The sequence below is a fragment of the Serratia sp. FDAARGOS_506 genome, assembly GCF_003812745.1.
Classification (GTDB): domain Bacteria; phylum Pseudomonadota; class Gammaproteobacteria; order Enterobacterales; family Enterobacteriaceae; genus Serratia.
The window spans coordinates 144,915-163,834 of record NZ_CP033831.1 but is presented as its reverse complement, the minus strand read 5'-3'; the positions used below and the strand labels follow the sequence as shown (position 1 = coordinate 163,834).

17 protein-coding genes are annotated in these 18,920 nt (G+C 60.3%); 10 read left to right on the top strand and 7 right to left on the bottom strand.

All coding sequences use genetic code 11. The features are described 5' to 3' along the window. Positions 1-77: 77 nt before the first annotated feature. Positions 78-671 (bottom strand): lytic polysaccharide monooxygenase, encoded by a 594-nt coding sequence (locus EGY12_RS01115; RefSeq protein ID WP_123892309.1) that lies wholly within the window; start codon positions 669-671, stop codon positions 78-80. 404 nt (positions 672-1,075) lie between these two features. On the opposite strand from EGY12_RS01115, the gene EGY12_RS01110 reads away from it, so the two are divergent. After that, entirely contained in the window at positions 1,076-2,017 is a 942-nt protein-coding gene (locus tag EGY12_RS01110; RefSeq protein WP_123892308.1) for a LysR family transcriptional regulator, read from the top strand. 85 nt (positions 2,018-2,102) lie between these two features. Here EGY12_RS01110 and EGY12_RS01105 read toward each other — a convergent pair whose 3' ends face one another. Then, positions 2,103-3,602 carry a glycosyl hydrolase family 18 protein gene (locus tag EGY12_RS01105; protein ID WP_123892307.1) on the bottom strand — a complete coding sequence of 500 codons (1,500 nt, stop codon included), beginning with the start codon at positions 3,600-3,602 and terminating at the stop codon, positions 2,103-2,105. A gap of 294 nt (positions 3,603-3,896) precedes the next feature. Between EGY12_RS01105 and EGY12_RS01100 the strand changes: the two genes are divergently transcribed. The 5 genes from EGY12_RS01100 (at position 3,897) to maeB (ending at position 7,637) form a co-directional block, all read left to right on the top strand. Continuing rightward, positions 3,897-4,223, top strand: a complete 327-nt coding sequence (locus EGY12_RS01100) for a phage holin, lambda family (RefSeq protein WP_033643982.1) — start codon at positions 3,897-3,899, stop codon at positions 4,221-4,223. Further along, a complete protein-coding gene (locus EGY12_RS01095) occupies positions 4,213-4,614 on the top strand; it encodes a M15 family metallopeptidase (RefSeq protein WP_038881240.1) in 402 nt (133 codons plus the stop codon). The genes EGY12_RS01100 and EGY12_RS01095 overlap by 11 nt, the downstream gene beginning before the upstream one ends. Beyond that, positions 4,611-4,991, top strand: coding sequence for a DUF2570 domain-containing protein (locus tag EGY12_RS01090; RefSeq protein WP_123892306.1), 381 nt, complete (start codon positions 4,611-4,613; stop codon positions 4,989-4,991). The genes EGY12_RS01095 and EGY12_RS01090 overlap by 4 nt, the downstream gene beginning before the upstream one ends. After that, positions 4,972-5,145 carry a hypothetical protein gene (locus EGY12_RS23330; protein ID WP_033635476.1) on the top strand — a complete coding sequence of 58 codons (174 nt, stop codon included), beginning with the start codon at positions 4,972-4,974 and terminating at the stop codon, positions 5,143-5,145. Before EGY12_RS01090 ends, EGY12_RS23330 begins: the two co-directional genes overlap by 20 nt. 212 nt (positions 5,146-5,357) lie before the next feature. Continuing rightward, positions 5,358-7,637, top strand: coding sequence for an NADP-dependent oxaloacetate-decarboxylating malate dehydrogenase (maeB, locus tag EGY12_RS01085; protein WP_033635475.1), 2,280 nt, complete (start codon positions 5,358-5,360; stop codon positions 7,635-7,637). Positions 7,638-7,686: 49 nt separating this feature from the next. On the opposite strand, the gene mmuM is transcribed toward maeB, so the two are convergent. Together mmuM and mmuP are read right to left on the bottom strand one after the other, a co-directional pair. Further along, complete coding sequence (gene mmuM, locus EGY12_RS01080; RefSeq protein WP_123892305.1) at positions 7,687-8,625, bottom strand: homocysteine S-methyltransferase; 939 nt, start codon at positions 8,623-8,625, stop codon at positions 7,687-7,689. Continuing rightward, complete coding sequence (mmuP, locus tag EGY12_RS01075) at positions 8,615-10,024, bottom strand: S-methylmethionine permease (protein WP_123892304.1); 1,410 nt, start codon at positions 10,022-10,024, stop codon at positions 8,615-8,617. Before mmuP ends, mmuM begins: the two co-directional genes overlap by 11 nt. A 177-nt stretch (positions 10,025-10,201) precedes the next feature. Here mmuP and EGY12_RS01070 point away from each other — a divergent pair, with 177 nt between their 5' ends. From EGY12_RS01070 to EGY12_RS01055, 4 genes are all read left to right on the top strand, one after another. Then, positions 10,202-11,041: a ChaN family lipoprotein gene (locus EGY12_RS01070; RefSeq protein WP_123895534.1), complete on the top strand. Its 840-nt coding sequence runs from the start codon at positions 10,202-10,204 to the stop codon at positions 11,039-11,041. Positions 11,042-11,143: 102 nt separating this feature from the next. Next, a complete protein-coding gene (locus tag EGY12_RS01065; protein WP_123892303.1) occupies positions 11,144-11,941 on the top strand; it encodes an energy transducer TonB in 798 nt (265 codons plus the stop codon). A 54-nt stretch (positions 11,942-11,995) separates the two neighbouring features. Beyond that, the gene (locus tag EGY12_RS01060; RefSeq protein WP_123892302.1) at positions 11,996-14,122 is read left to right on the top strand and encodes a S9 family peptidase; all 2,127 of its coding nucleotides are present in this window, start codon (positions 11,996-11,998) and stop codon (positions 14,120-14,122) included. 122 nt (positions 14,123-14,244) lie between these two features. Then, positions 14,245-16,485, top strand: coding sequence for a TonB-dependent receptor domain-containing protein (locus tag EGY12_RS01055; protein WP_123892301.1), 2,241 nt, complete (start codon positions 14,245-14,247; stop codon positions 16,483-16,485). 22 nt (positions 16,486-16,507) lie between these two features. On the opposite strand, the gene EGY12_RS01050 is transcribed toward EGY12_RS01055, so the two are convergent. From EGY12_RS01050 to amiA, 3 genes are all read right to left on the bottom strand, one after another. Then, positions 16,508-16,966: a YaiI/YqxD family protein gene (locus EGY12_RS01050; RefSeq protein WP_123892300.1), complete on the bottom strand. Its 459-nt coding sequence runs from the start codon at positions 16,964-16,966 to the stop codon at positions 16,508-16,510. Continuing rightward, complete coding sequence (gene hemF, locus EGY12_RS01045) at positions 16,963-17,883, bottom strand: oxygen-dependent coproporphyrinogen oxidase (RefSeq protein ID WP_123892299.1); 921 nt, start codon at positions 17,881-17,883, stop codon at positions 16,963-16,965. Before hemF ends, EGY12_RS01050 begins: the two co-directional genes overlap by 4 nt. A 65-nt stretch (positions 17,884-17,948) precedes the next feature. After that, positions 17,949-18,830 (bottom strand): N-acetylmuramoyl-L-alanine amidase AmiA, encoded by an 882-nt coding sequence (gene amiA / locus EGY12_RS01040; protein WP_123892298.1) that lies wholly within the window; start codon positions 18,828-18,830, stop codon positions 17,949-17,951. Positions 18,831-18,920 lie beyond the last annotated feature (90 nt).

Genomic DNA, 18,920 nt, shown 5'->3' with positions numbered 1-18,920 from the left:
GGGCGGTAGAGCGAGAGGCAAAAAAAAGAAGGGTTCAGCGCCAGGCTGAACCCTCAACGATCTCCTCATTTGGCCGATTATTTGCTCAGGTTGACGTCGATAGCCTGATAGAAGGCGTTGGCGGTGTCGGCTATATCCCACACGGCAAGGATCACGTGCGAACCGCTGCGATCTGCAGGTATGTTGCACTGGTGGGTAACCTGTGCGGCAGGGATGGCGCCGCCGTCGTTGAACTGGCAGAACGGCGTCAGCTCAAAGGAAGCGCGGGTCAGCGGCTGAGACGCGTCCCAGTTCGGCTTGGTGATGAAATAGCGCCAGCTGGTGGTGCTGTGACGCGCGGTCAGCTTCCAGGTAAAGGCGTTTGGGCCGGTTTTCAGGTTGAGCTTGTTCCAGCGCGTCGGCGTTTGCTGATCCAGTTCGAAGAAGGTGGACTTGTCGGCGCTGGCGATGTGGCCGTCAACCGGGCCGGCCTGCGGGAAGCCTTTCAGGCCTTCGACGCTCTGCGGTTCATACTGCACGCTGCCGCACTGGGTGTTGAGCTGCAGTTTGCACTGATAGGCACGGCTGGCCGGGGATTCGACATAACCGTGGGCATTTGCCTGTTGTGAAACGCCGAACATGGCCGCGCTCAGCAGGCCCAAAGAGAGCAGGGTACGGGAAGTTTTGTTCATAAGTCACTCCTGACTGAAATTATGTTGTAAGTTGAGCGTATTTCACCGACAAAATGAAAGGCTAATAACGCAATTGGAAATAACCCTTTTTGTCGGCTTGTTTTATTTTTATCATTCTGGGTGTGCAGCAGAACGGAATGTTTTAGCGGCTATTAACGAAAAATATTATGATGACGATCTTTGATCGTTAGGTTGAATTTATTTAGCTGTCACAGTGTAAAAGCACGGCGCTATGATGAAATTTATCTCAGGTAGTGATGAATAATATTTAAGATAGCGCTCTCATTTATGAAGTATATTGCTTGTTGCCTTGAGCACTCTTGTTCTATTTGATCGTTTTTTGTGCGCCACCACCTTGGGAATTTAGTGTCATTTTTCTTATTTTATTTTAAAGAGGAATTTGTATGACTAGATTATCCCTGGACGCGATTAAAATAATCAGCACCATCAAGAATACTGGCTCTTTCTCTATGGCGGCTGAGGCGCTGCATAAAACGCCTTCGGCGATCTCTTATCGAGTTTCCAATATTGAAAGTAAACTTTGCGTGAAACTTTTTCATCGCAATGGCCCCATGATTACCCTGACGGATGAAGGGGAGTTTCTCCTGCAGGAAGGCGGCTGGATATTAAATGCGGTGCAGGATCTGGAAAGCCGGGTCAGAAACATTCCCAAGCTGGATAATAATATCCGCCTGGCAGTGGACACCTTCTTCCCTCTGGAAACCCTGACGCAGGATATTCGCGACTATATTCAGCACTGCCCGAACGCCAATATCTCGGTGCAGCGGGAAGCGCTGAACGGCACCTGGGATGCACTGAAGAACAATCGGGCGGATCTGATCATCGCCATCGGCCAAATCCCCGACAGCGTACAGGCCAAAACCCTGATGCTCGGCAAACTCAACTTTGTGCTGTGCGTGTCGCCTTCGCACCCGTTCGCGGCGCAGAGAAAGCCGGTGTGCAAAAAGCAGCGCTTGAACGACATCGTGGTGGTGATCGCCGACAGCAGCCATGAGCTGCCCAAACGCAATCACGGCACGTTGCCTTTGCAGCGTCAGCTGGTGGTGTGCGACGTGGAAAGTAACCTGGCGCTGCTCAAACGCGGCATCGGCCACGCTTTTCTGCCGCCGGCGCTGATTGAAAAGGAACTGGCCAGCGGCGAACTGGTGACGGTGCCGGTGGAGATGCAAAAGGGTGACGAAATGATTTGGCTGGCGTGGCATCCGGCCAGCAAGGGCGCCGGGTTTAGCTGGTGGCATGAGCGGCTGACGCGCAAAAGCGATGTTTACAGCCTGATGGGCCGGGAAGTGGTGCGGGATGGCGGTTATCCTTGGTGCCACAACTGAAGGAATAGAGACGAAGGGACGCGAAAATCAAACGGTTAACTCAATGAAAACCCCGCAGCGTTCGGCTACGGGGTTTTTTTATGGCTTACGCCACGCGGCCTACCTTCAGCCAGGCGCTGTCGGAGCCGGGCGCCGAGGTGATATAGCCCCACTTGGTCTGCCAGACGTAACCCTGATAGGACACCAGCGCGCTCTGCGCGTAAATGGTGCCCGGCACGTAGGCCGGTGCCGTCATGATCGGCAGGTTGCCGGGGCCGACGCCGGTGTAGCGCAGGCCGGTGCCCATATCCAGCTGGCTGTCGTCGTAGTCTGCGGCGTTGAAATAGCGGTCCAGCGCGGCCAGCAGATCGCCGTTGCGGTTGTCTTGCCCCAGATGCCAGAACATCACGCCGCCCAGCTGCTGCTGCTTGATGTACTTCGCTTTGTATTTGAAGCTTTCGGCATCGTCATAGGTGACGAACAGCCCGTTCTGCGCATGATACAGGTAAGGGGTTTTGGTCTTGTCGTTCCACAATCGCTGGTAGCCGTAGTTGCCCTGCAGCATCTGCTCCAACTGGCGATAGGAGGCGATGCGCGGATCTTTGTCGCGCACGCACTCTTCGCAGCCCACCAGCCAGTAGTCGGTGCTCGGATACGGATCTTCGCCCGGCGTGCTGTGGCTGCTGTACTGGCCGCCGTTGCTGCCGCTGACGCCTTTGAAGGCGCGGCCGTAGAAGGGGACGCCCATCACGATCTTGGTGCTCGGCACGCCTTCCATCATCAGGTGTTGCTGCACCGCGGCGTCGACCGTCAGGCTGAACGGGCTGGGGAAGGCGCGGGTCAGCTCTTCCCAGCTCCAGCCCAGATTGGCTTCACGCAGCGCATTGTAGAAGGTCGGCCCGGCCGCGTCGCCGAACAGCGCCGCCTGGTGGTTGGTGATCTTCTCCCAGGGGCCGGCCAGATCGTAGGTCATCAGGTTGATGTAATCGAGCGGCGCGACGATCTGCGCCAGCTTGCTGTAATAGCGCGACAGGAAGAAGGCGCCGCCGGCGCCGGCTATGGTCAACTGATACGGCAGCGCCTGGCGGCCGTCGGCGACGGTTTGCTGGTTCAGCAGGGTGCGGATCTCTTGCAGCGCGGCGATGAAACCCTCCACTTCTGAGGCTTGCGGGTACTCCCAGTCGATGTCCACGCCGTCGAAGCCGTAATCCTTCATGATACGCACGCAGGATTGGGCAAACTTGGTGCGCGATGCCGGGGTTTTCACCGCGTTGACGTAGTTGGCGTGCGACACGCCCAGATCGTTGGAGTAGTACCAGCCGCCGATGGAGAACATGATGCGCAGGCTGGGGTTGTGCGCTTTGAGCGCGGTCAGGCGATTGACCACATCGCGCGCCTTGGCGTCGTTGGTGGCCGGATCCCAGGCGCATTCCAGGTTGCTGTTGATATCCAGGAACGAGAAGTTGATGTGCGTCAGCTGTTTGGCTTTGGCCGGCGTAATGTTGGAAACCGGGAACGGCACGACGGAGGTATCGGACTCGGTGTAATTATTGATTTGGTTGGTTGGAATAAAATAATACCCAATAACGGCTTTGCGTGTGGACATGGCATTTCTCCAGAGTGGGTGTTTTTATGATGGGGAACTATTTCCCGCAGTCATTAATGTTTATTTTTGGTGAAAACAAAAGTCGAAATAAATCACAATAATAATGAATTTTTGTTCACTGCCGCATGCATTGGTGTTTATGTGTTGTGCCAGCGTTCAGCATGAATGAATTCGACCATAGGAGCTGTATTTATTCATTTGATTTGTCATAGCATCCTTAACTAGATTCTGATTATCCGATGTCCCGCCGGCCGTGATTGGCATTTAATTAAAAAATAAAAAAGGAGATGAGCTATGTCCAGCATAGAGCCTGACGCTGTTGGCTTAATAGTCCAGCGAGTATGTGAATATCTTCAGCCGGTATTAAACGCCATTTTGGCCGGCGTAATGGCGCTATTGCACGGCGCCTACCGCAACGTGGGTATTCGGCGACGTTTATTGAATGCGGCGATGTGCGCGTTATTGGCCTGGACGGTGCGCGATGCGCTGGCGTTGATGGGGCTGGAATTAAATTGGGCGAATTTAGCCAGCGTGCTGATTGGCTTTATGGGGGCGGATTACATCAACGCCTTAATTAAGAAATTCATTGGCAAAAAAACGGGGTTTAAAAATGTTAAATGACATCGAAGATATTCGTTTTACCGCCCGAAGCGAAGAGAACTTGCGCGGCGTACACCCGGATCTGGTGCGCGTCATTCGTTTGGCGCTGCGTTATTCGCTGGTGCCGTTCTCCGTCAGCGAGGGGCTGCGTAGCATGGCGCGCCAGCGGGAAATGGTACGCGCCGGCAGCAGCCAGACATTGCGCAGCCGCCACCTGACCGGCCACGCGGTGGACGTGGTGGCGATGCCGGCGGGCGTGGTCTCCTGGGAGTGGGATTACTATGCGCAGATTGCGGTGGCGGTGCGGCGTGCGGCGCGTGAATGCGGGGTTAACGTCGAATGGGGCGGCGAGTGGAAAACCCTCAAGGATGGCCCGCATTTCCAGCTGGCGTTCCGGGATTATCCGGCATGAGCGGCTGGCTGCCAAAACTGATGCAGGGCGGGTTGCTGCTGCTGTTGCTTGCGGCCATCTGCCTCGGCGGCTACAGCTCGCTGCTGTCGCACCAGTTGGCGTCCGCGCAGCAACAGGCGGCAGAGCTGCAGAAAAGCCTGGCGCAGCAGGCCGGGCTGATCGCCACCCTGCAGACCCAGGATGCGCAAAACCGTGCGCTGATGGCGGCGCAGCAGCGGCAGGAACAGCGGCTGCGCCAACAACACGAGGCTTATCAGAGGAAATACCGTGAAGCGATTAAAAACGATCCCTGCGCCGCTCAGCCTCTGCCTGGTGCTGTGCTTGAGCTCCTGCTCCCGGCCGCCGGCGCCGCAGGCCGTGCCGCTGTTGCCCCCTGAGTCGGTATTTGCGCCCTGCGAGCAACCGCAGCTGCAGGGGGAGACCTGGGGCGATGCGGTAAGCTATACCCTGGCGTTACAAACCTCGTTACACATTTGCGCCGGCCAGGTGGAGACGCTCAATGCCTGGCGCGCCACGTTGCCGCCACGCTGACGGCGGCGCTTCTCAGACTCGTCTCGCGATCCTTTTTTTACTTTTAAAACGGTCTTTCGGCCAAGGTTATGGCCCGCTTCAAAGTTTGTGATGTTTCTCTCACTATACTTCAAGGCTGCGCCCTGTCATTGTACTTGGGCGCCATGGCCCACGGCAGGGCGCAGCCTCAAAGCCTTACCTCAACATAAAAGCAAAAAACAAAGGAATCCATAATGGACGAACAGCTCAAACAGAGTGCCCTTGATTTCCATCAGTTTCCTGTCCCAGGGAAGATCCAGGTTTCCCCCACCAAACCGTTGGCGACCCAGCGCGATCTGGCATTGGCCTATTCGCCGGGCGTCGCCGCGCCTTGCCTCGAGATCGCCGAAGATCCGTTGGCGGCGTACAAATACACCGCGCGCGGCAACCTGGTGGCGGTGATTTCCAACGGCACGGCGGTACTGGGTCTGGGCAATATCGGCGCGTTGGCCGGTAAGCCGGTGATGGAAGGCAAGGGCGTTTTGTTCAAGAAGTTTTCCGGTATTGATGTGTTTGATATCGAAGTGGATGAGCATAACCCTGACAAATTAATCGACATTATCGCCGCGCTGGAACCGACCTTCGGCGGCATCAACCTGGAAGACATCAAGGCGCCGGAGTGTTTCTACATCGAACAGAAACTGCGCGAGCGCATGAAGATCCCGGTGTTCCACGATGACCAGCACGGCACGGCGATCATCACCACTGCGGCAGTGCTCAACGGCCTGCGCGTGGTGAAGAAGAATATCTCCGACGTGCGCCTGGTGGTGTCCGGTGCCGGCGCGGCCTCCATCGCCTGCCTGAACCTGCTGGTGGCGCTGGGGCTGCGGCAACAGAACATCACCGTTTGCGACTCCAAGGGCGTCATCTATAAAGGCCGCGACGCCAATATGGAGCAGACCAAAGCCGCCTACGCCATCGAGGATAACGGCCAGCGCACGCTGGGCGACGCCATCCCGAACGCCGACATCTTCCTCGGCTGCTCCGGCCCGGGCGTCCTGACGCAGGATATGGTGAAAACCATGGCGCGCGATCCGCTGATCATGGCGCTGGCCAACCCGGAACCGGAAATTCTGCCGCCGCTGGCCAAAGCGGTGCGCCCGGACGCCATCATCTGCACCGGCCGTTCCGATTACCCGAACCAGGTGAACAACGTCCTGTGCTTCCCGTTCATCTTCCGCGGCGCACTGGACGTGGGCGCCACCACCATCAACGAAGAGATGAAGCTGGCCTGCGTGCATGCCATCGCCGATCTGGCGCTGGCGGAGCAGAGCGACGTGGTGGCTTCCGCCTATGACGACCAGGATCTCTCCTTCGGGCCGGAATACATCATTCCGAAACCGTTCGATCCGCGTCTGATCGTCAAGATCGCGCCGGCGGTTGCCAAGGCGGCGATGGATTCCGGCGTGGCGACGCGCCCGATTGAAGACTTTGACGCCTACGTCGAGAAGCTGGCGGAGTTCGTCTACAAAACCAACCTGTTCATGAAGCCGATCTTCTCGCAGGCGCGCAAAGAGGTGAAGCGGGTGGTGCTGGCGGAAGGCGAGGAAGAGCGCGTACTGCACGCCACGCAGGAGCTGGTGTCGCAGGGGCTGGCTTTCCCGATCCTGGTCGGCCGCCCGAGCGTGATCGAGATGCGCCTGAAAAAGCTGGGCCTGCAGCTGACGCCGGGCAAGGATTTCGAAGTGGTGAACAACGAGTCGGATCCGCGCTTTAACGAATACTGGGGCGAGTACTACCAGATCATGAAGCGTCGCGGCGTTTCGCAGGAACAGGCGCGCCGCGCGGTGATCGGCAACCCGACGCTGATCGCCGCCATCATGCTGCACCGCGGCGAAGCGGATGCGATGATCTGCGGCACCATCGGCAGCTACCATGAGCATTACGACGTGGTGAAGAACGTGTTCGGCTTCCGTGAAGGCGCGCACGTCGCCGGCGCGATGAACGCGCTGCTGCTGCCGAGCGGCAACACCTTTATCGCCGACACCTACGTCAACGACGATCCGACGCCGGAGCAGCTGGCGGAGATCACCCTGATGGCGGCGGAAACCGTGCGCCGCTTCGGCATCGAGCCGAAGGTGGCGCTACTGTCTCACTCCAGCTTCGGCTCTTCCGACTGCCCGGCGGCGCGCAAGATGCGCAAAACGCTGGAATTGGTGAACGAGCTGGCGCCGGAGCTGGAGATCGACGGCGAAATGCACGGTGACGCCGCGTTGGTGGAAAGCATCCGTCACGATCTGATGCCGGACAGCCCGCTGAAAGGCTCGGCCAACCTGCTGATCATGCCGAACATGGAAGCGGCGCGCATCAGCTACAACCTGCTGCGCGTCTCCTGCTCGGAAGGGGTGACCGTCGGGCCGGTGCTGATGGGGGTCGCCAAGCCGGTGCACATCCTGACGCCGATCGCCTCGGTGCGCCGCATCGTCAACATGGTGGCGTTGGCGGTGGTGGAAGCCCAAACCCAGCCGCTGTAAGCCCGGGTTGAGTGACTGGCCCCCTGCGCCGCTGGCGCCGGGGGCTTTTTTATGCCTTGCAGCGCGCAGCGATGGCGCGAATATCCTGCGGGGTGGTGCGGCAACAGCCGCCGATCAATTGCGCGCCGAGCGTGCGCCACTCCGTCGCCTGATCGGCCAGGCTGCCGTGCTCGCCGCCGCAGGCGTGCCAGGTTTTGCTCACCGCATCGTAGTGCTCGCCGGAGTTCGGGTAGACCAGCAGCGGTTTATCTGCCAGCGCGCCCAGCTGGCGCAGCGCCGGGGCGACCTGGTCCAACGCGATGCAGTTGATGCCGACGGCCAATACCTGCGGGTTGCCGCGCAGCGCGGACAGGACCTCCGGCAGTGGCGTGCCGTCGCTGAGGTGTTGGCTGTCGCGCAGGGTGAAGGCGAACCAGGCGCCGAGCGTCGGGAATTCCTGCAGCAGCGCCAGCAGTGCCTGAAGTTCGGCGAACGACGGCAGCGTTTCGCAGGCCAGCAGATCGACGCCGGCGGCGGCCAGCGCCGCGATGCGCGGGCGGTGGAAAGCAATCATGTCATCCTGCGCCAGCCGGTAGTCACCGCGGTATTCCGAGCCGTCGGCCAGATAGGCGCCGTACGGGCCCACCGAACCGGCGATCAGCAGCGGCGTGGCCTGCGGGTGCGCGGCCAAATAATCGCGGCGCGCGCGTTGCGCCAGCTGCACGCTTTTGGCGATCAGCGCCAGCGATTGATCCTGATCCAGACCGCGGCGCAAGAAGCCCTGCGGCGTAGCCTGATAGCTGGCGGTAATGGCGCATTGGGCGCCGGCGTTGAAATAATCGAGATGCACCTGATAGATAAGCTCGGGATTTTCAATCAGCACCTTGGCCGACCACAGCGGATCGGTCAGATCGCAGCCGCGCGCTTCCAGCTCGGTGGCCAGTGCGCCGTCCAGGATCAGCGTGGGCTGTCCGGCCAGCAGGCGGGCGACGGGGTTGTTAACCGACATGTTGTTCTCCCAAAGCGTTTTTTTGCCCGGCGCGCCGGGTCAGGAAATAGGTGAGGTAGCACAGGGCGACGAACGGCAGCCCGCAGTAGAGCGCAATGCGCTGCTCCGGATCGAACGCCAGCCCGATGCAGGCCAGCAGGCACAGCGCAAAGCCGAGGATTGGCGTCAGTGGGTAGCCGGGCGCGCGATATTTCAGGCCGCTTATCGGCTGGCCGCTGCGCAGGTAGGCGCGGCGGAAAGCAAAGTGGGCCGCGCAGATGCTCAGCCACACCGCCACCACCGCAAAACCGGAGATCGCCGACAGGGCGACAAACACCGTATCCGGCGCGATCACGCTGGTCAGCAATGCCAGCACGCCGCCGAGCATGCTGAAGGTCAGGGCGTTGATCGGGATGCCGCGCGCATTGACGCGCGCAAAGTAGGCCGGCAGGGTGCGCTGGTGGGCCAGCGACCAGAGCATGCGCCCTGAGGCGTACAAGCCGGAGTTGGCCGCCGACAGGATGGCGGTCAGGATCACGAAGTTGAAGATATCGGCGGCGTAAGGCACGCCGATGCGTTCAAACACCAGCACGAACGGGCTTTTGACGATCCCCGCCTGATCCATCGGGATCAACGCCGCCAGCACGAAGACCGTGCCGATAAAGAACAGCATCAGACGGATCACCGTGGTGCGGATCGCCAGCGGCACGACTTTTTCCGGGTTCTCGGTTTCACCGGCGGCGATGCCGATCAGCTCCGTGCCGGAGAAGGCGAAGTTCACCGCCACCATGGTCATCAGGATCGGCAGCGTGCCGTGTGGCAGCCAGCCGGAAGCGGTCAGGTTATGCAGGAACGGCGCCGGGGTGCCGTCTTTCATCGGCAGCAGGCCGAACATGGCGGCACCGCCCAGAATGATAAACGCCAGAATGGTCACCACTTTGATCAGCGAAAACCAGAATTCGCTTTCGGCGAAAAAGCGCGTGGTCACCACGTTGAGCAGGAAAATGGCCGCGCAGAAGATCAGGCACCACAGCCACACCGGCGATTGCGGGAACCAGTACTGCATGCAGAATCCGGCGGCGGTCAGGCTGGAACCGAGCGCCACCGTCCAGGTGAGCCAATACAGCCAGGCGACAGCATAGCCGGTAGCCGGCCCCAGATAGCGCGAAGCATAGACGTGAAAAGCGCCGGTTTCCGGCATCGCCACCGACAGCTCGCCCAGGCACAGCATCACCAGATATACCACCAGCGCGCCGATCAGGTAGGCCAGCAGCGTGCCGAGCGCCCCGGTGGTGGAGATGATGTAGCCGGTGTTGAAAAACAGCCCGGTGCCGATCACGCCGCCCAGCGACAGCATCACCAGGTGCCGGGCCTTCATGCTGCGTTTGAACTGTCCTGCGGCGGGTGCCGATGGTTGCATAATAATCTATCCGTATAGACGTCTAAATATCTGAATGGCTATTGGTTATACCCGCAATGCTTTTTCAACGCAATGCGCAGCCGGCGATCGGTGCGTAAAAAAATCGTTAAGTCGGATCTATATGCAAATGATAATTATTATCTATAATGTCGCCATTTTCGATAATGGGCCAACATGATGAGATACCTGATTTTATTGGCGGCGTTGGCGCTCGGCGCCTGCAGCCAAACGCCGGTGAAAGCGCCGGCCAATGACGTCGCGAGTTTGGGGAGCATCACCGATCTGCACAGCGGCGCGACCCTGACGCCGGAGCAGCTGTTGACGCGATTGGCGCAGCAGCCGCGGGTGATCCTGGGAGAGAAGCATGACAATCCTTACCACCATCAAATTGAGCAATGGCTGGTGCAGCAGCTGCCGCTGCGGCGGCCGCAGGGCAGCGTGCTGATGGAGATGATCAACCCGAACCAACAGGCGCAGGTCGACAAGGTCAAACGGTGGTTGCAGAGCGATCCCACGGTGCGTGACGGCCGCGTAGCGGAGCTGATCGCCTGGCAGCCGGGCTGGAAGTGGGAGCTGTATGGCGGGGTGACGATGGCGGCGATGCGTGCGCCTTACCCGCTGTGGTCGGCCAACCTGGATCGCAGCGAGATTACGGCGTTCTATCAGCAGCCGCAGTTCCCGGTGGGGCAGCTATCGGCGCAGCCGGCGGTGCGCAAGGCGCTGGAAGAGACCATCCGTACTTCGCACGGCGGCAATATTGAGGCCGATCAGCTGCGCGCGATGCTGGCGATCCAGCAGCAGCGCGACCGGCGCATGGCGGAACGCCTGCTGGCGGCGCCTACGCCCGCGCTGTTGATCGCCGGTGGCTATCACGCCGCCAAATCGGTGGGGGTGCCGCTGCACGTGCGGGATCTGCAACCGGCGGCGGCGCCGACGGTGCTGATGCTGGCGGAGCAGGGCGTACAGGTCGATGCGAACACCGCAGACTACTTGTGGATCACACCATCAGTGAAATGAATGCGTTAAGACAGTGAAAAGGGGTGTTAATTTTAGTTGCAAATGATTATCATTAGTAAATGTGATCTATAATCATTCGCAATTAAGCAAGCTAATGCCCCTATGTTAAGTCAGTCTTACTCCCTTCCGGCCTTTGAACTGCCGCAGCCGCGCTGGGCGCGCGGCCTGCTGCTCGCCCTGGCGGCGCACGCAGCGTTGGTGCTGCTGTTTTACTGGCCGCAGACGGCGCTGGAACCGGTGGTACTGCCACCGCCGGCGGTGATGATGAGCTGGGCGGCGCAGATTGAAGCGCCGGAAAGCAAGCCGCTGCCGCTGGGCGTGCAGCAGGCGGAATCCGCCGCGGCGCAGCCTGCGGAGCAGCAGCAACAACCGGATCTGCCCAAGCTGGCGCGCGCCGAGAAAGCGAAAATCGTGACGGCGGAGAAGAAGCGCGCCGAACACCGCCCCCCGCAAAAGTCGCAGCCGAAGCCGCAGGAACAGGCCAAAGAGACGCGCAATGCCGCCGCGTCCAGCGCCGCCGCGCCGCAGGCGCAGACGCTCTCCCATCAGACCGCCGCACCGATCAACAGCGACGCCAACAGCAACGCGCAGGCCAAACTGTCGTGGGAGAGCCTGGTTAAAGGCAAACTGAACCGCATCAAGGATTACCCTTTGGATGCCCGCAGCCGCCGGCGCAGCGGCATGCCGCAGGTCAGCTTCAGCGTCGACGCGCAGGGGCAGGTGTCGAACGTTACGCTGCAGGTGCGTTCCGGCACTGCGTCGCTGGATCGGGAAGCGGTGGCGGTGGTGTCACGCGCCCAGCCGTTGCCGCCGCCGCCGCCGGAGATGCTGCAGCAGGGGGCCGTCAAGGTGACGATGCCGATCGATTTCAATCTGGCGGAGCTGAACGCCCGCCGTTAATGCCCGCAGGCGCCGCATCGCCGTCGTGCGCCTCTTCAAACTTCGTGAGGGATTATGAATCCGCTGTTATTCACCCCGCGCCGCCGCATTGCGGCCGCGCTCTGGCTTTCTTTAGGCATCGCCGGCGCCGCGCTGGCGCAACCGCAGCCGCCGTTGGCGGAACGCGCGCCGAAAGCGTTGATGGCGCACGGCGAGACGCGTACCGACGACTACTACTGGCTGCGCGACGACAGCCGGAAAGAGCAGAAGGTGCTGGACTACCTGAAGGCGGAGAACCGCTACACCGAGCAGATGATGGCGCCGTACCAGAAATTGCGCGCCACGCTGTATCAGGAGATGCTGGGCCGTATGAATCCTGACGATCGTTCGGTGCCGTATCAGCTCAACGGCTATCGCTATCAGGAAAGCTACGCCGCCGGTAAAGATTTCGCGCTGTATCAACGCCAGGCGCTCACCGCCAACGCGCCGTGGCAAACCTTACTGGACGCCAATCAGCGTGCGGCCGGCCACGCCTATTATCGCCTGGGGGGGATGGACGTCAGCCAGGACAACCGCCGCCTGGCGGTGGCCGAAGATCTGCAGGGCCGCCGACAATACCGCATCTCCCTGCGCGAGTTAGGCAGCGAACGCTGGTCGCCGGAAACGCTGGAAAACACCTCCGGCAACATGGTGTGGGCCAACGACAACCAAACTCTGTTCTACGTGCGTAACCACCCGCAAACGCTGTTGCCATACCAGGTCTACCGTCATCAGTACGGTACGCCGACGGCGGAAGATAAGCTGGTGTACCAGGAAAACGATCCGGCGTTCTACCTCAGCCTCGGCCGCTCGTCCTCGCGTGATTACCTGATTCTGACCATCAGCGGCAACACGACCTCCGAAGTGCGCCTGCTCGACGCCAACCAGCCGCAGCGCGAGCCGCAGCTGTTCGCCGCTCGGCAGAACGGCCGCGAGTATTATCTCGATCACTACCGCGGCGAGTTTTATCTGCGTTCCAACCATCAGGATCCGAACTTTGGCCTGTACCGCACGGCGGCGGCGGGTAAACCGTGGCAGACGCTGATCGCGCCGCAGGCGCAGCACGAGGTGGAGAGCTTCAGCTTGTTCCGCGACTGGCTGGTGGTGCAGGAGCGCGCCAACGGGCTGGTGCAGCTGCGGCAAATCAGCTGGGACGGCAAAACCGAGCGTGCCATCCCGTTCGACGACGCCAGTTACATGGCCTGGCTGGGCTATAACCCCGAGCCGGACAGCGATCGGTTGCGCTATGGCTATTCGGCGATGACTACGCCGACTCGCACCTATGAGTGGGATCTGAACAAGGGCGAGCGCACCCTGCTGAAGCAGCAGGAAGTGAAAGGTGTCGATCCGAGCCTGTACCACAGCGAACGCATCTGGGTCACGGCGCGCGACGGCGTGAAGGTGCCGGTCTCGCTGGTGTACCGCACATCGCTGTTCAAAAACGGGCATAACCCGCTGCTGGTGTACGGCTACGGCGCTTACGGCATGAGCATGGATCCGGCGTTCAGCGCCAACCGTATCAGCCTGCTGGATCGCGGCTTCGTCTATGCGCTGATTCACGTGCGCGGCGGCGGCGAGCTGGGACAGCGCTGGTACAAACAGGGCAAGCTGACGCACAAACCGAACAGTTTCAACGATTTCATCGACGCCACCCAGGCGCTGATCAAAGACGGCTACGGCCAACCGGGGCGCATCTACGCCATGGGCGGCAGCGCCGGCGGTTTGCTGATGGGGGCGGTGATCAATCAGGCGCCGCAGCTGTACAACGCGGTAGTGGCGCAGGTGCCGTTCGTCGACGTGGTGACCACCATGCTGGACGACAGCATTCCACTCACCACCGGCGAATACGAGGAGTGGGGCAACCCGCACCAGCCGGCCGCCTATGCGCTGATGAAATCCTACAGCCCATACGACAACGTGCGTAAGCAGCGTTACCCGAACCTGCTGGTTACCAGCGGCTTGTACGACTCGCAGGTGCAGTATTGGGAGCCGGCCAAATGGGTGGCGAAGCTGCGGCGCTTCAAGCAGGGCGATTCGCTGCTGTTGCTCTCCACCGACATGACCGCCGGCCACGGCGGCAAATCGGGCCGTCTGGCGCGGCTGGAAAACGGCGCGCTGGAGTACGCCTTTATTCTGGCAGCGGATCGGCAGGCGCAGAAATAACCTTCAGCGCCGCGGCATGCTGCGGCGCAATAAAACAATAACAACCTTTTACCGCGCGTTTCGGCGGTTTTTTTGCTGGGCATTGTCGGCCATCAAACCTTATTGGCTATTTCTGGGGATATATGAAAATCAAAATGATAGCGAGCCTGATCGGCGCGGGACTGGCGCTGTACGGGCCGGCTGCGGCCGCGCAGGAACAGGCGGAAAATAATAAAGGCAGCGTGGCGTTCAGCCCGCTCAACGTCTCGGCCGCCGACGGCGGCAAAAGCAGCGAAAAAGACGCGTTGGCGAGGCCGGGCGCGTTCAGCTCGCGCGACGAGAACCAAAATCTGGAGTCGGTGGACAGCATTCTGCGCAGCATGCCGGGCACCTATACCCAGATCGACCCCGGCCAGGGATCGGTCAGCGTCAATATTCGCGGGCTGAGCGGCTTCGGCCGGGTCAACACCATGGTCGACGGCATCACGCAAAACTACTACGGCAACTCCCCGAGCGATGCAGCGCACGGCGGCATGCCCACCAGCCAGTTCGGGGCGCTGATCGATCCTAACTTTATCGTCGGCGTCGATGTGGCGCGCGGCAACGCCACCGGTTCCGACGGGGTGAATGCCTTGGCGGGCAGCGCCAATTTCCGCACCATCGGCGTGGATGACGTGGTGTTTTCCGATAACCCGTTCGGCGTACGCACCAAGTTCTCGGTGGGCAATAACGGCATCGGCCGCAGCGGCATGATCGCCGTGGGTGCCAAAACTGCCGCCTTTGCCGACGGCGGCAGCCTGGGGGCGATGGCGGCGATCAGCGGCAGCTCCATCACCTCTAACTACAAAAACGGCGCCGGTTTCGACAGCGAGATGTTCAACGTCGATAAAACCTACCGCCAGAACCCGAAATCCCAGCTGTTCAAAGTGGACATCAAGCCGGATGCCTTCAACAGCATCGAACTGTCGGCGCGCAGCTACCAGAATAAAATCACCCGCCGCCACATCGACAGCGACGATTTTTACCTCAAATACCACTACGCGCCGTTCTCGGAACTGATCGATTTCAAATTGACCGCCAGCACCAGCCGCGGTGAGCAGAAGTTCATGTCCAACAACATGGCGGGGTTCAGCGACAGCACGGCGAAAAACATTTCCGATGCGCTGGATATCAACAACACCAGCCGTTTCAGCCTGCGGGATATTGATTTCGCCTTCAGCTACGGCGGCAAGCTGGTGCGCAACGAGTATAAGAAAAAGGCATCCGGGCTGGTGACGGATCAGGATCAGGCGGAAAGCATGCCGGTGGGCATTGCCGGCAAACAAGATATCTCCAGCCTGTACAGTGGGTTGCAGGCCAACTACGGCATCTGGCAGGGAAATTTCGACCTGAACTACACCGCTTATCGCCTCTCCGGCTACAAGCCGGCCTGTGATGAGCGCGTAGAGTGCTTCCCTCAGGGCGCCGGCACTATCAACCGCAACGAACACGGCTTCAACCCGTCGGTCATGCTGTCGGCGCAGGTGACGCCGTGGCTGCAGCCGTTCGTCAGCTACAGCAAGTCGATGCGCGGGCCGAATATCCAGGAAGTGTTCTTCGCCAACAGCGGCGGCCAGTCGATGAACCCGTTCCTGAAGGGTGAAAAAGCGGAGACCTGGCAGGGCGGATTCAACGCCAATGCCCACGATCTGTTGTTCAAGCAGGACAGCTTCCAACTGAAAGCGGTCTATTTCGAAACCAAGATCAAAAACTACATATCCAGCCAAACCTACCTGGTGTGTAAAAACCGTCAGAAGTGCAACCGTTCGCAGGCGACGCAGGAAGAGTGGGATAACGCGGACATCAACGTCAGCATGACCATGTACAGCAATGCTCCCGATCCGGTCAAAACGCGCGGGGTGGAGCTTGAAGCGCTGTACGACGCCGGTTTCGCCTTCACCAAACTGTCGTTAAGCAAGGAGCATACCTCCCAGCCGACCAACCAGGCCAGCAACGTATTCGGTGCGGGCGATATCAGTGAACTGCCGGAATTCTACTTCACGCTGGACAGCGGGGTGCGCCTGCTGGACGAAAAACTGACGCTGGGCGGGGTGGTGAAATACACCGGCAAGTCGGTGCGTCTGTCGCCGGACTCTGATTACGATGAGAATGAGCAGTTGCTGAAGGAGCCGGCGCCGCATATTCCGACCATTATCGATCTGTACGGCACCTATCAGGTGAATCGCAATCTGCTGCTGAAGCTCAGCGTGCAAAACCTGATGGACAGAGACTATTCGGACGCTCTGAACAAGATGAACTCGCTGCCGTCGCAGTCGCAGTATGAGACGCCGACCAACACCGCCCGTGGGCGCACTTATATCTTCGGCGGGGAGGTGCGCTTCTAACCCGCAGCAGAGCAGGGCGCAGTCACTGCGCCCGTTTCGCCTGCAGCAGCCATTTGTCCAGCTCGTTGGCGAACTGCTGGCGGTCGCGCTGGTTCAGGGCGTTCGGGCCACCGGTCTGGATGCCGCTGGCGCGCAGGGTATCCATAAAATCGCGCATGTTGAGGCGCTCACGGATGGTGTCCGGCGTATAGCGTTCGCCGCGCGGGTTTAGCGCCACTGCGCCTTTCTCTATCACCTCCGCCGCCAGCGGAATGTCGGCGGTGATCACCAGATCGCCCGCTTCGCAGCGGCGCACGATCTCGTTATCGGCCACGTCAAAGCCGGCCGCTACCTGCAGCGAGCGGATGTACTTCGACGGTGGCGTGCGCAGCGGCTGGTTCGCCACCAGCGTTACGGTGATGGCGGTACGATCGGCGGCGCGGAACAGCACCTCTTTGATCACGTTCGGACAAGCGTCCGCATCGACCCAAATCTGCTTCATTTCGGCTCCTGCAGCCAATCGCGCACCGGCAGGAAGTCGCGCGCCAGCGCCGCTTCCGGGCTGTCAGCGCCCGGCTGGTAGTTATATTCCCAACGCACCAGCGGCGGCATCGACATCAGGATGGACTCGGTGCGCCCGCCGGTTTGCAGCCCGAACAGCGTGCCGCGATCCCACACCAGGTTGAACTCCACGTAGCGGCCGCGGCGATACAGCTGGAACTGGCGCTCGCGCTCGCCCCAGGTCAAGGCCTTGCGCTTTTCGACGATCGGCAGATAGGCGTCGAGGAAGCCCTGACCTACCGCCCGGGTGAAGGCGAAGCAATGGTCAAAGTCCGGGGTATTCAGATCGTCATAGAACAGGCCGCCGATGCCGCGCGCTTCGTTGCGGTGCTTGATGAAAAAGTAATCGTCGCACCACTGCTTGTATTTCGGATAAACCTCGTCGCCGAACGGCGCGCACAGCTCGGCCGCGGTGCGGTGCCAGTGCACGGCATCCTCTTTGAAGCCGTAGAACGGCGTCAGATCAAAGCCGCCGCCGAACCACCACACCGGCGCTTCGCCCGGTTTTTCGGCGATGAAGAAACGCACGTTGGCGTGGCTGGTGGGCACGTAGGGGCTGAGCGGGTGGATAACCAATGAGACGCCCATCGCCTGGAAGCTGCGCCCGGCCAGTTCCGGACGGTGCGCGGTGGCCGACGCCGGCAGGGTGGCGCCGGAGACGTGCGAGAAGTTGACCCCCGCCTGTTCAAACACCGCGCCGTTGGTCAGCACGCGGCTGCGGCCACCGCCGCCTTCTTCACGCGTCCATTGGTCTTCGGTGAACACGGCGCCGCCGTCGGCCTGGGCGAGCTGCGCGCAGATGTGATCCTGCAGCGCCAGCAGGAAGGATTTTACTTCAGCGATGTTAGGTAAACTCATGCGGGGTCTTTATAGCGTCTGGCTGAACAAGGCGCTGAGTATACTCTTATTCGCCGTCCGCGGCATCAGCGGGGTTTGCGCTGGTGGGCGTCGAAGTAGTCGAAGAAGTTAACGATGCCGTCCGCGATGGCGCGGGCAATCTTCTCGCGAAACGCGGTGGTGCCCAGCAGCCGCTCTTCGTTTGGGTTGGTGATGAACGAGGTTTCCACCAGCACCGAGGGAATGGACGGCGATTTCAACACTGCAAATGCCGCCTGTTCGGTGCTGTCGCTGTGCAGGTGGTGTACCGGGCGAATTTGGCCGAGCACGTGGCGGCCGAGCGTCAGGCTGTTGTTGATGGTGTCGGTTTGCACCAGATCGAACAGCACCTGCTGCAGGTAGTTGTCCTGATCCTTGTACTTGCCGCCCGCCACGTCGTCGGCGGCGTTTTCACGGTTGGACAGGTAGCGCGCCATGGCGCTGCTGGCGCCGCGGTTGGAGAGGGCGAACACCGAAGCGCCGGAGGCCGATGGGCTGGTGAAGCCGTCGGCGTGAATCGAAATGAACAGGTCGGCCTGGTGTTGGTGGGCGATCTCCACCCGTTGGAACAGCGGAATGAATTCGTCTTCTTCGCGCGTCAGGCGCGCCTCGACGTGGTCGTGCTCATGCAGAAAACGGCGCACGTGGTTGGCGATTTCCAGCACGATGTGTTTTTCCTGCGAGCCTTCGTGGCCGACCGCGCCGGAGTCGATGCCGCCGTGGCCGGGATCGATCATCACCAGCTTTTTGGCACCGGCCGGTTTCGCCGCCGGCTTGCTGTGCTGATTGCGCAGCAGGCCTTCCGCCTTGGCGCTTTGGTTTTTCACGCCGAACAGCGCCATCGCCAGGCCGGAAAGCAAAAGTTGGCGTCGCGTCGGGGAAACGGCAAGCGGCTTAAAATTGAGGAATTGTTTACCCTGCTTTTTCATTACGCAACGCTCCGTCGACGATTCTATTTCGCGACGTTATATCGTATTGATAATCATTAATCGACCCGATAACTATTTCCATTTATTACG

Excerpts from the sequence above, each read along its gene's own strand:
- EGY12_RS01115 (WP_123892309.1), bottom strand. The coding sequence starts at position 671 with ATGAACAAAACTTCCCGTACCCTGCTCTCTTTGGGCCTGCTGAGCGCG.
- EGY12_RS01110 (WP_123892308.1), top strand. The coding sequence starts at position 1,076 with ATGACTAGATTATCCCTGGACGCGATTAAAATAATCAGCACCATCAAG.
- EGY12_RS01105 (WP_123892307.1), bottom strand. The coding sequence starts at position 3,602 with ATGTCCACACGCAAAGCCGTTATTGGGTATTATTTTATTCCAACCAAC.
- EGY12_RS01100 (WP_033643982.1), top strand. The coding sequence starts at position 3,897 with ATGTCCAGCATAGAGCCTGACGCTGTTGGCTTAATAGTCCAGCGAGTA.
- EGY12_RS01095 (WP_038881240.1), top strand. The coding sequence starts at position 4,213 with ATGTTAAATGACATCGAAGATATTCGTTTTACCGCCCGAAGCGAAGAG.
- EGY12_RS01090 (WP_123892306.1), top strand. The coding sequence starts at position 4,611 with ATGAGCGGCTGGCTGCCAAAACTGATGCAGGGCGGGTTGCTGCTGCTG.
- maeB (WP_033635475.1), top strand. The coding sequence starts at position 5,358 with ATGGACGAACAGCTCAAACAGAGTGCCCTTGATTTCCATCAGTTTCCT.
- mmuM (WP_123892305.1), bottom strand. The coding sequence starts at position 8,625 with ATGTCGGTTAACAACCCCGTCGCCCGCCTGCTGGCCGGACAGCCCACG.
- mmuP (WP_123892304.1), bottom strand. The coding sequence starts at position 10,024 with ATGCAACCATCGGCACCCGCCGCAGGACAGTTCAAACGCAGCATGAAG.
- EGY12_RS01070 (WP_123895534.1), top strand. The coding sequence starts at position 10,202 with ATGAGATACCTGATTTTATTGGCGGCGTTGGCGCTCGGCGCCTGCAGC.
- EGY12_RS01065 (WP_123892303.1), top strand. The coding sequence starts at position 11,144 with ATGTTAAGTCAGTCTTACTCCCTTCCGGCCTTTGAACTGCCGCAGCCG.
- EGY12_RS01060 (WP_123892302.1), top strand. The coding sequence starts at position 11,996 with ATGAATCCGCTGTTATTCACCCCGCGCCGCCGCATTGCGGCCGCGCTC.
- EGY12_RS01055 (WP_123892301.1), top strand. The coding sequence starts at position 14,245 with ATGAAAATCAAAATGATAGCGAGCCTGATCGGCGCGGGACTGGCGCTG.
- EGY12_RS01050 (WP_123892300.1), bottom strand. The coding sequence starts at position 16,966 with ATGAAGCAGATTTGGGTCGATGCGGACGCTTGTCCGAACGTGATCAAA.
- hemF (WP_123892299.1), bottom strand. The coding sequence starts at position 17,883 with ATGAGTTTACCTAACATCGCTGAAGTAAAATCCTTCCTGCTGGCGCTG.
- amiA (WP_123892298.1), bottom strand. The coding sequence starts at position 18,830 with ATGAAAAAGCAGGGTAAACAATTCCTCAATTTTAAGCCGCTTGCCGTT.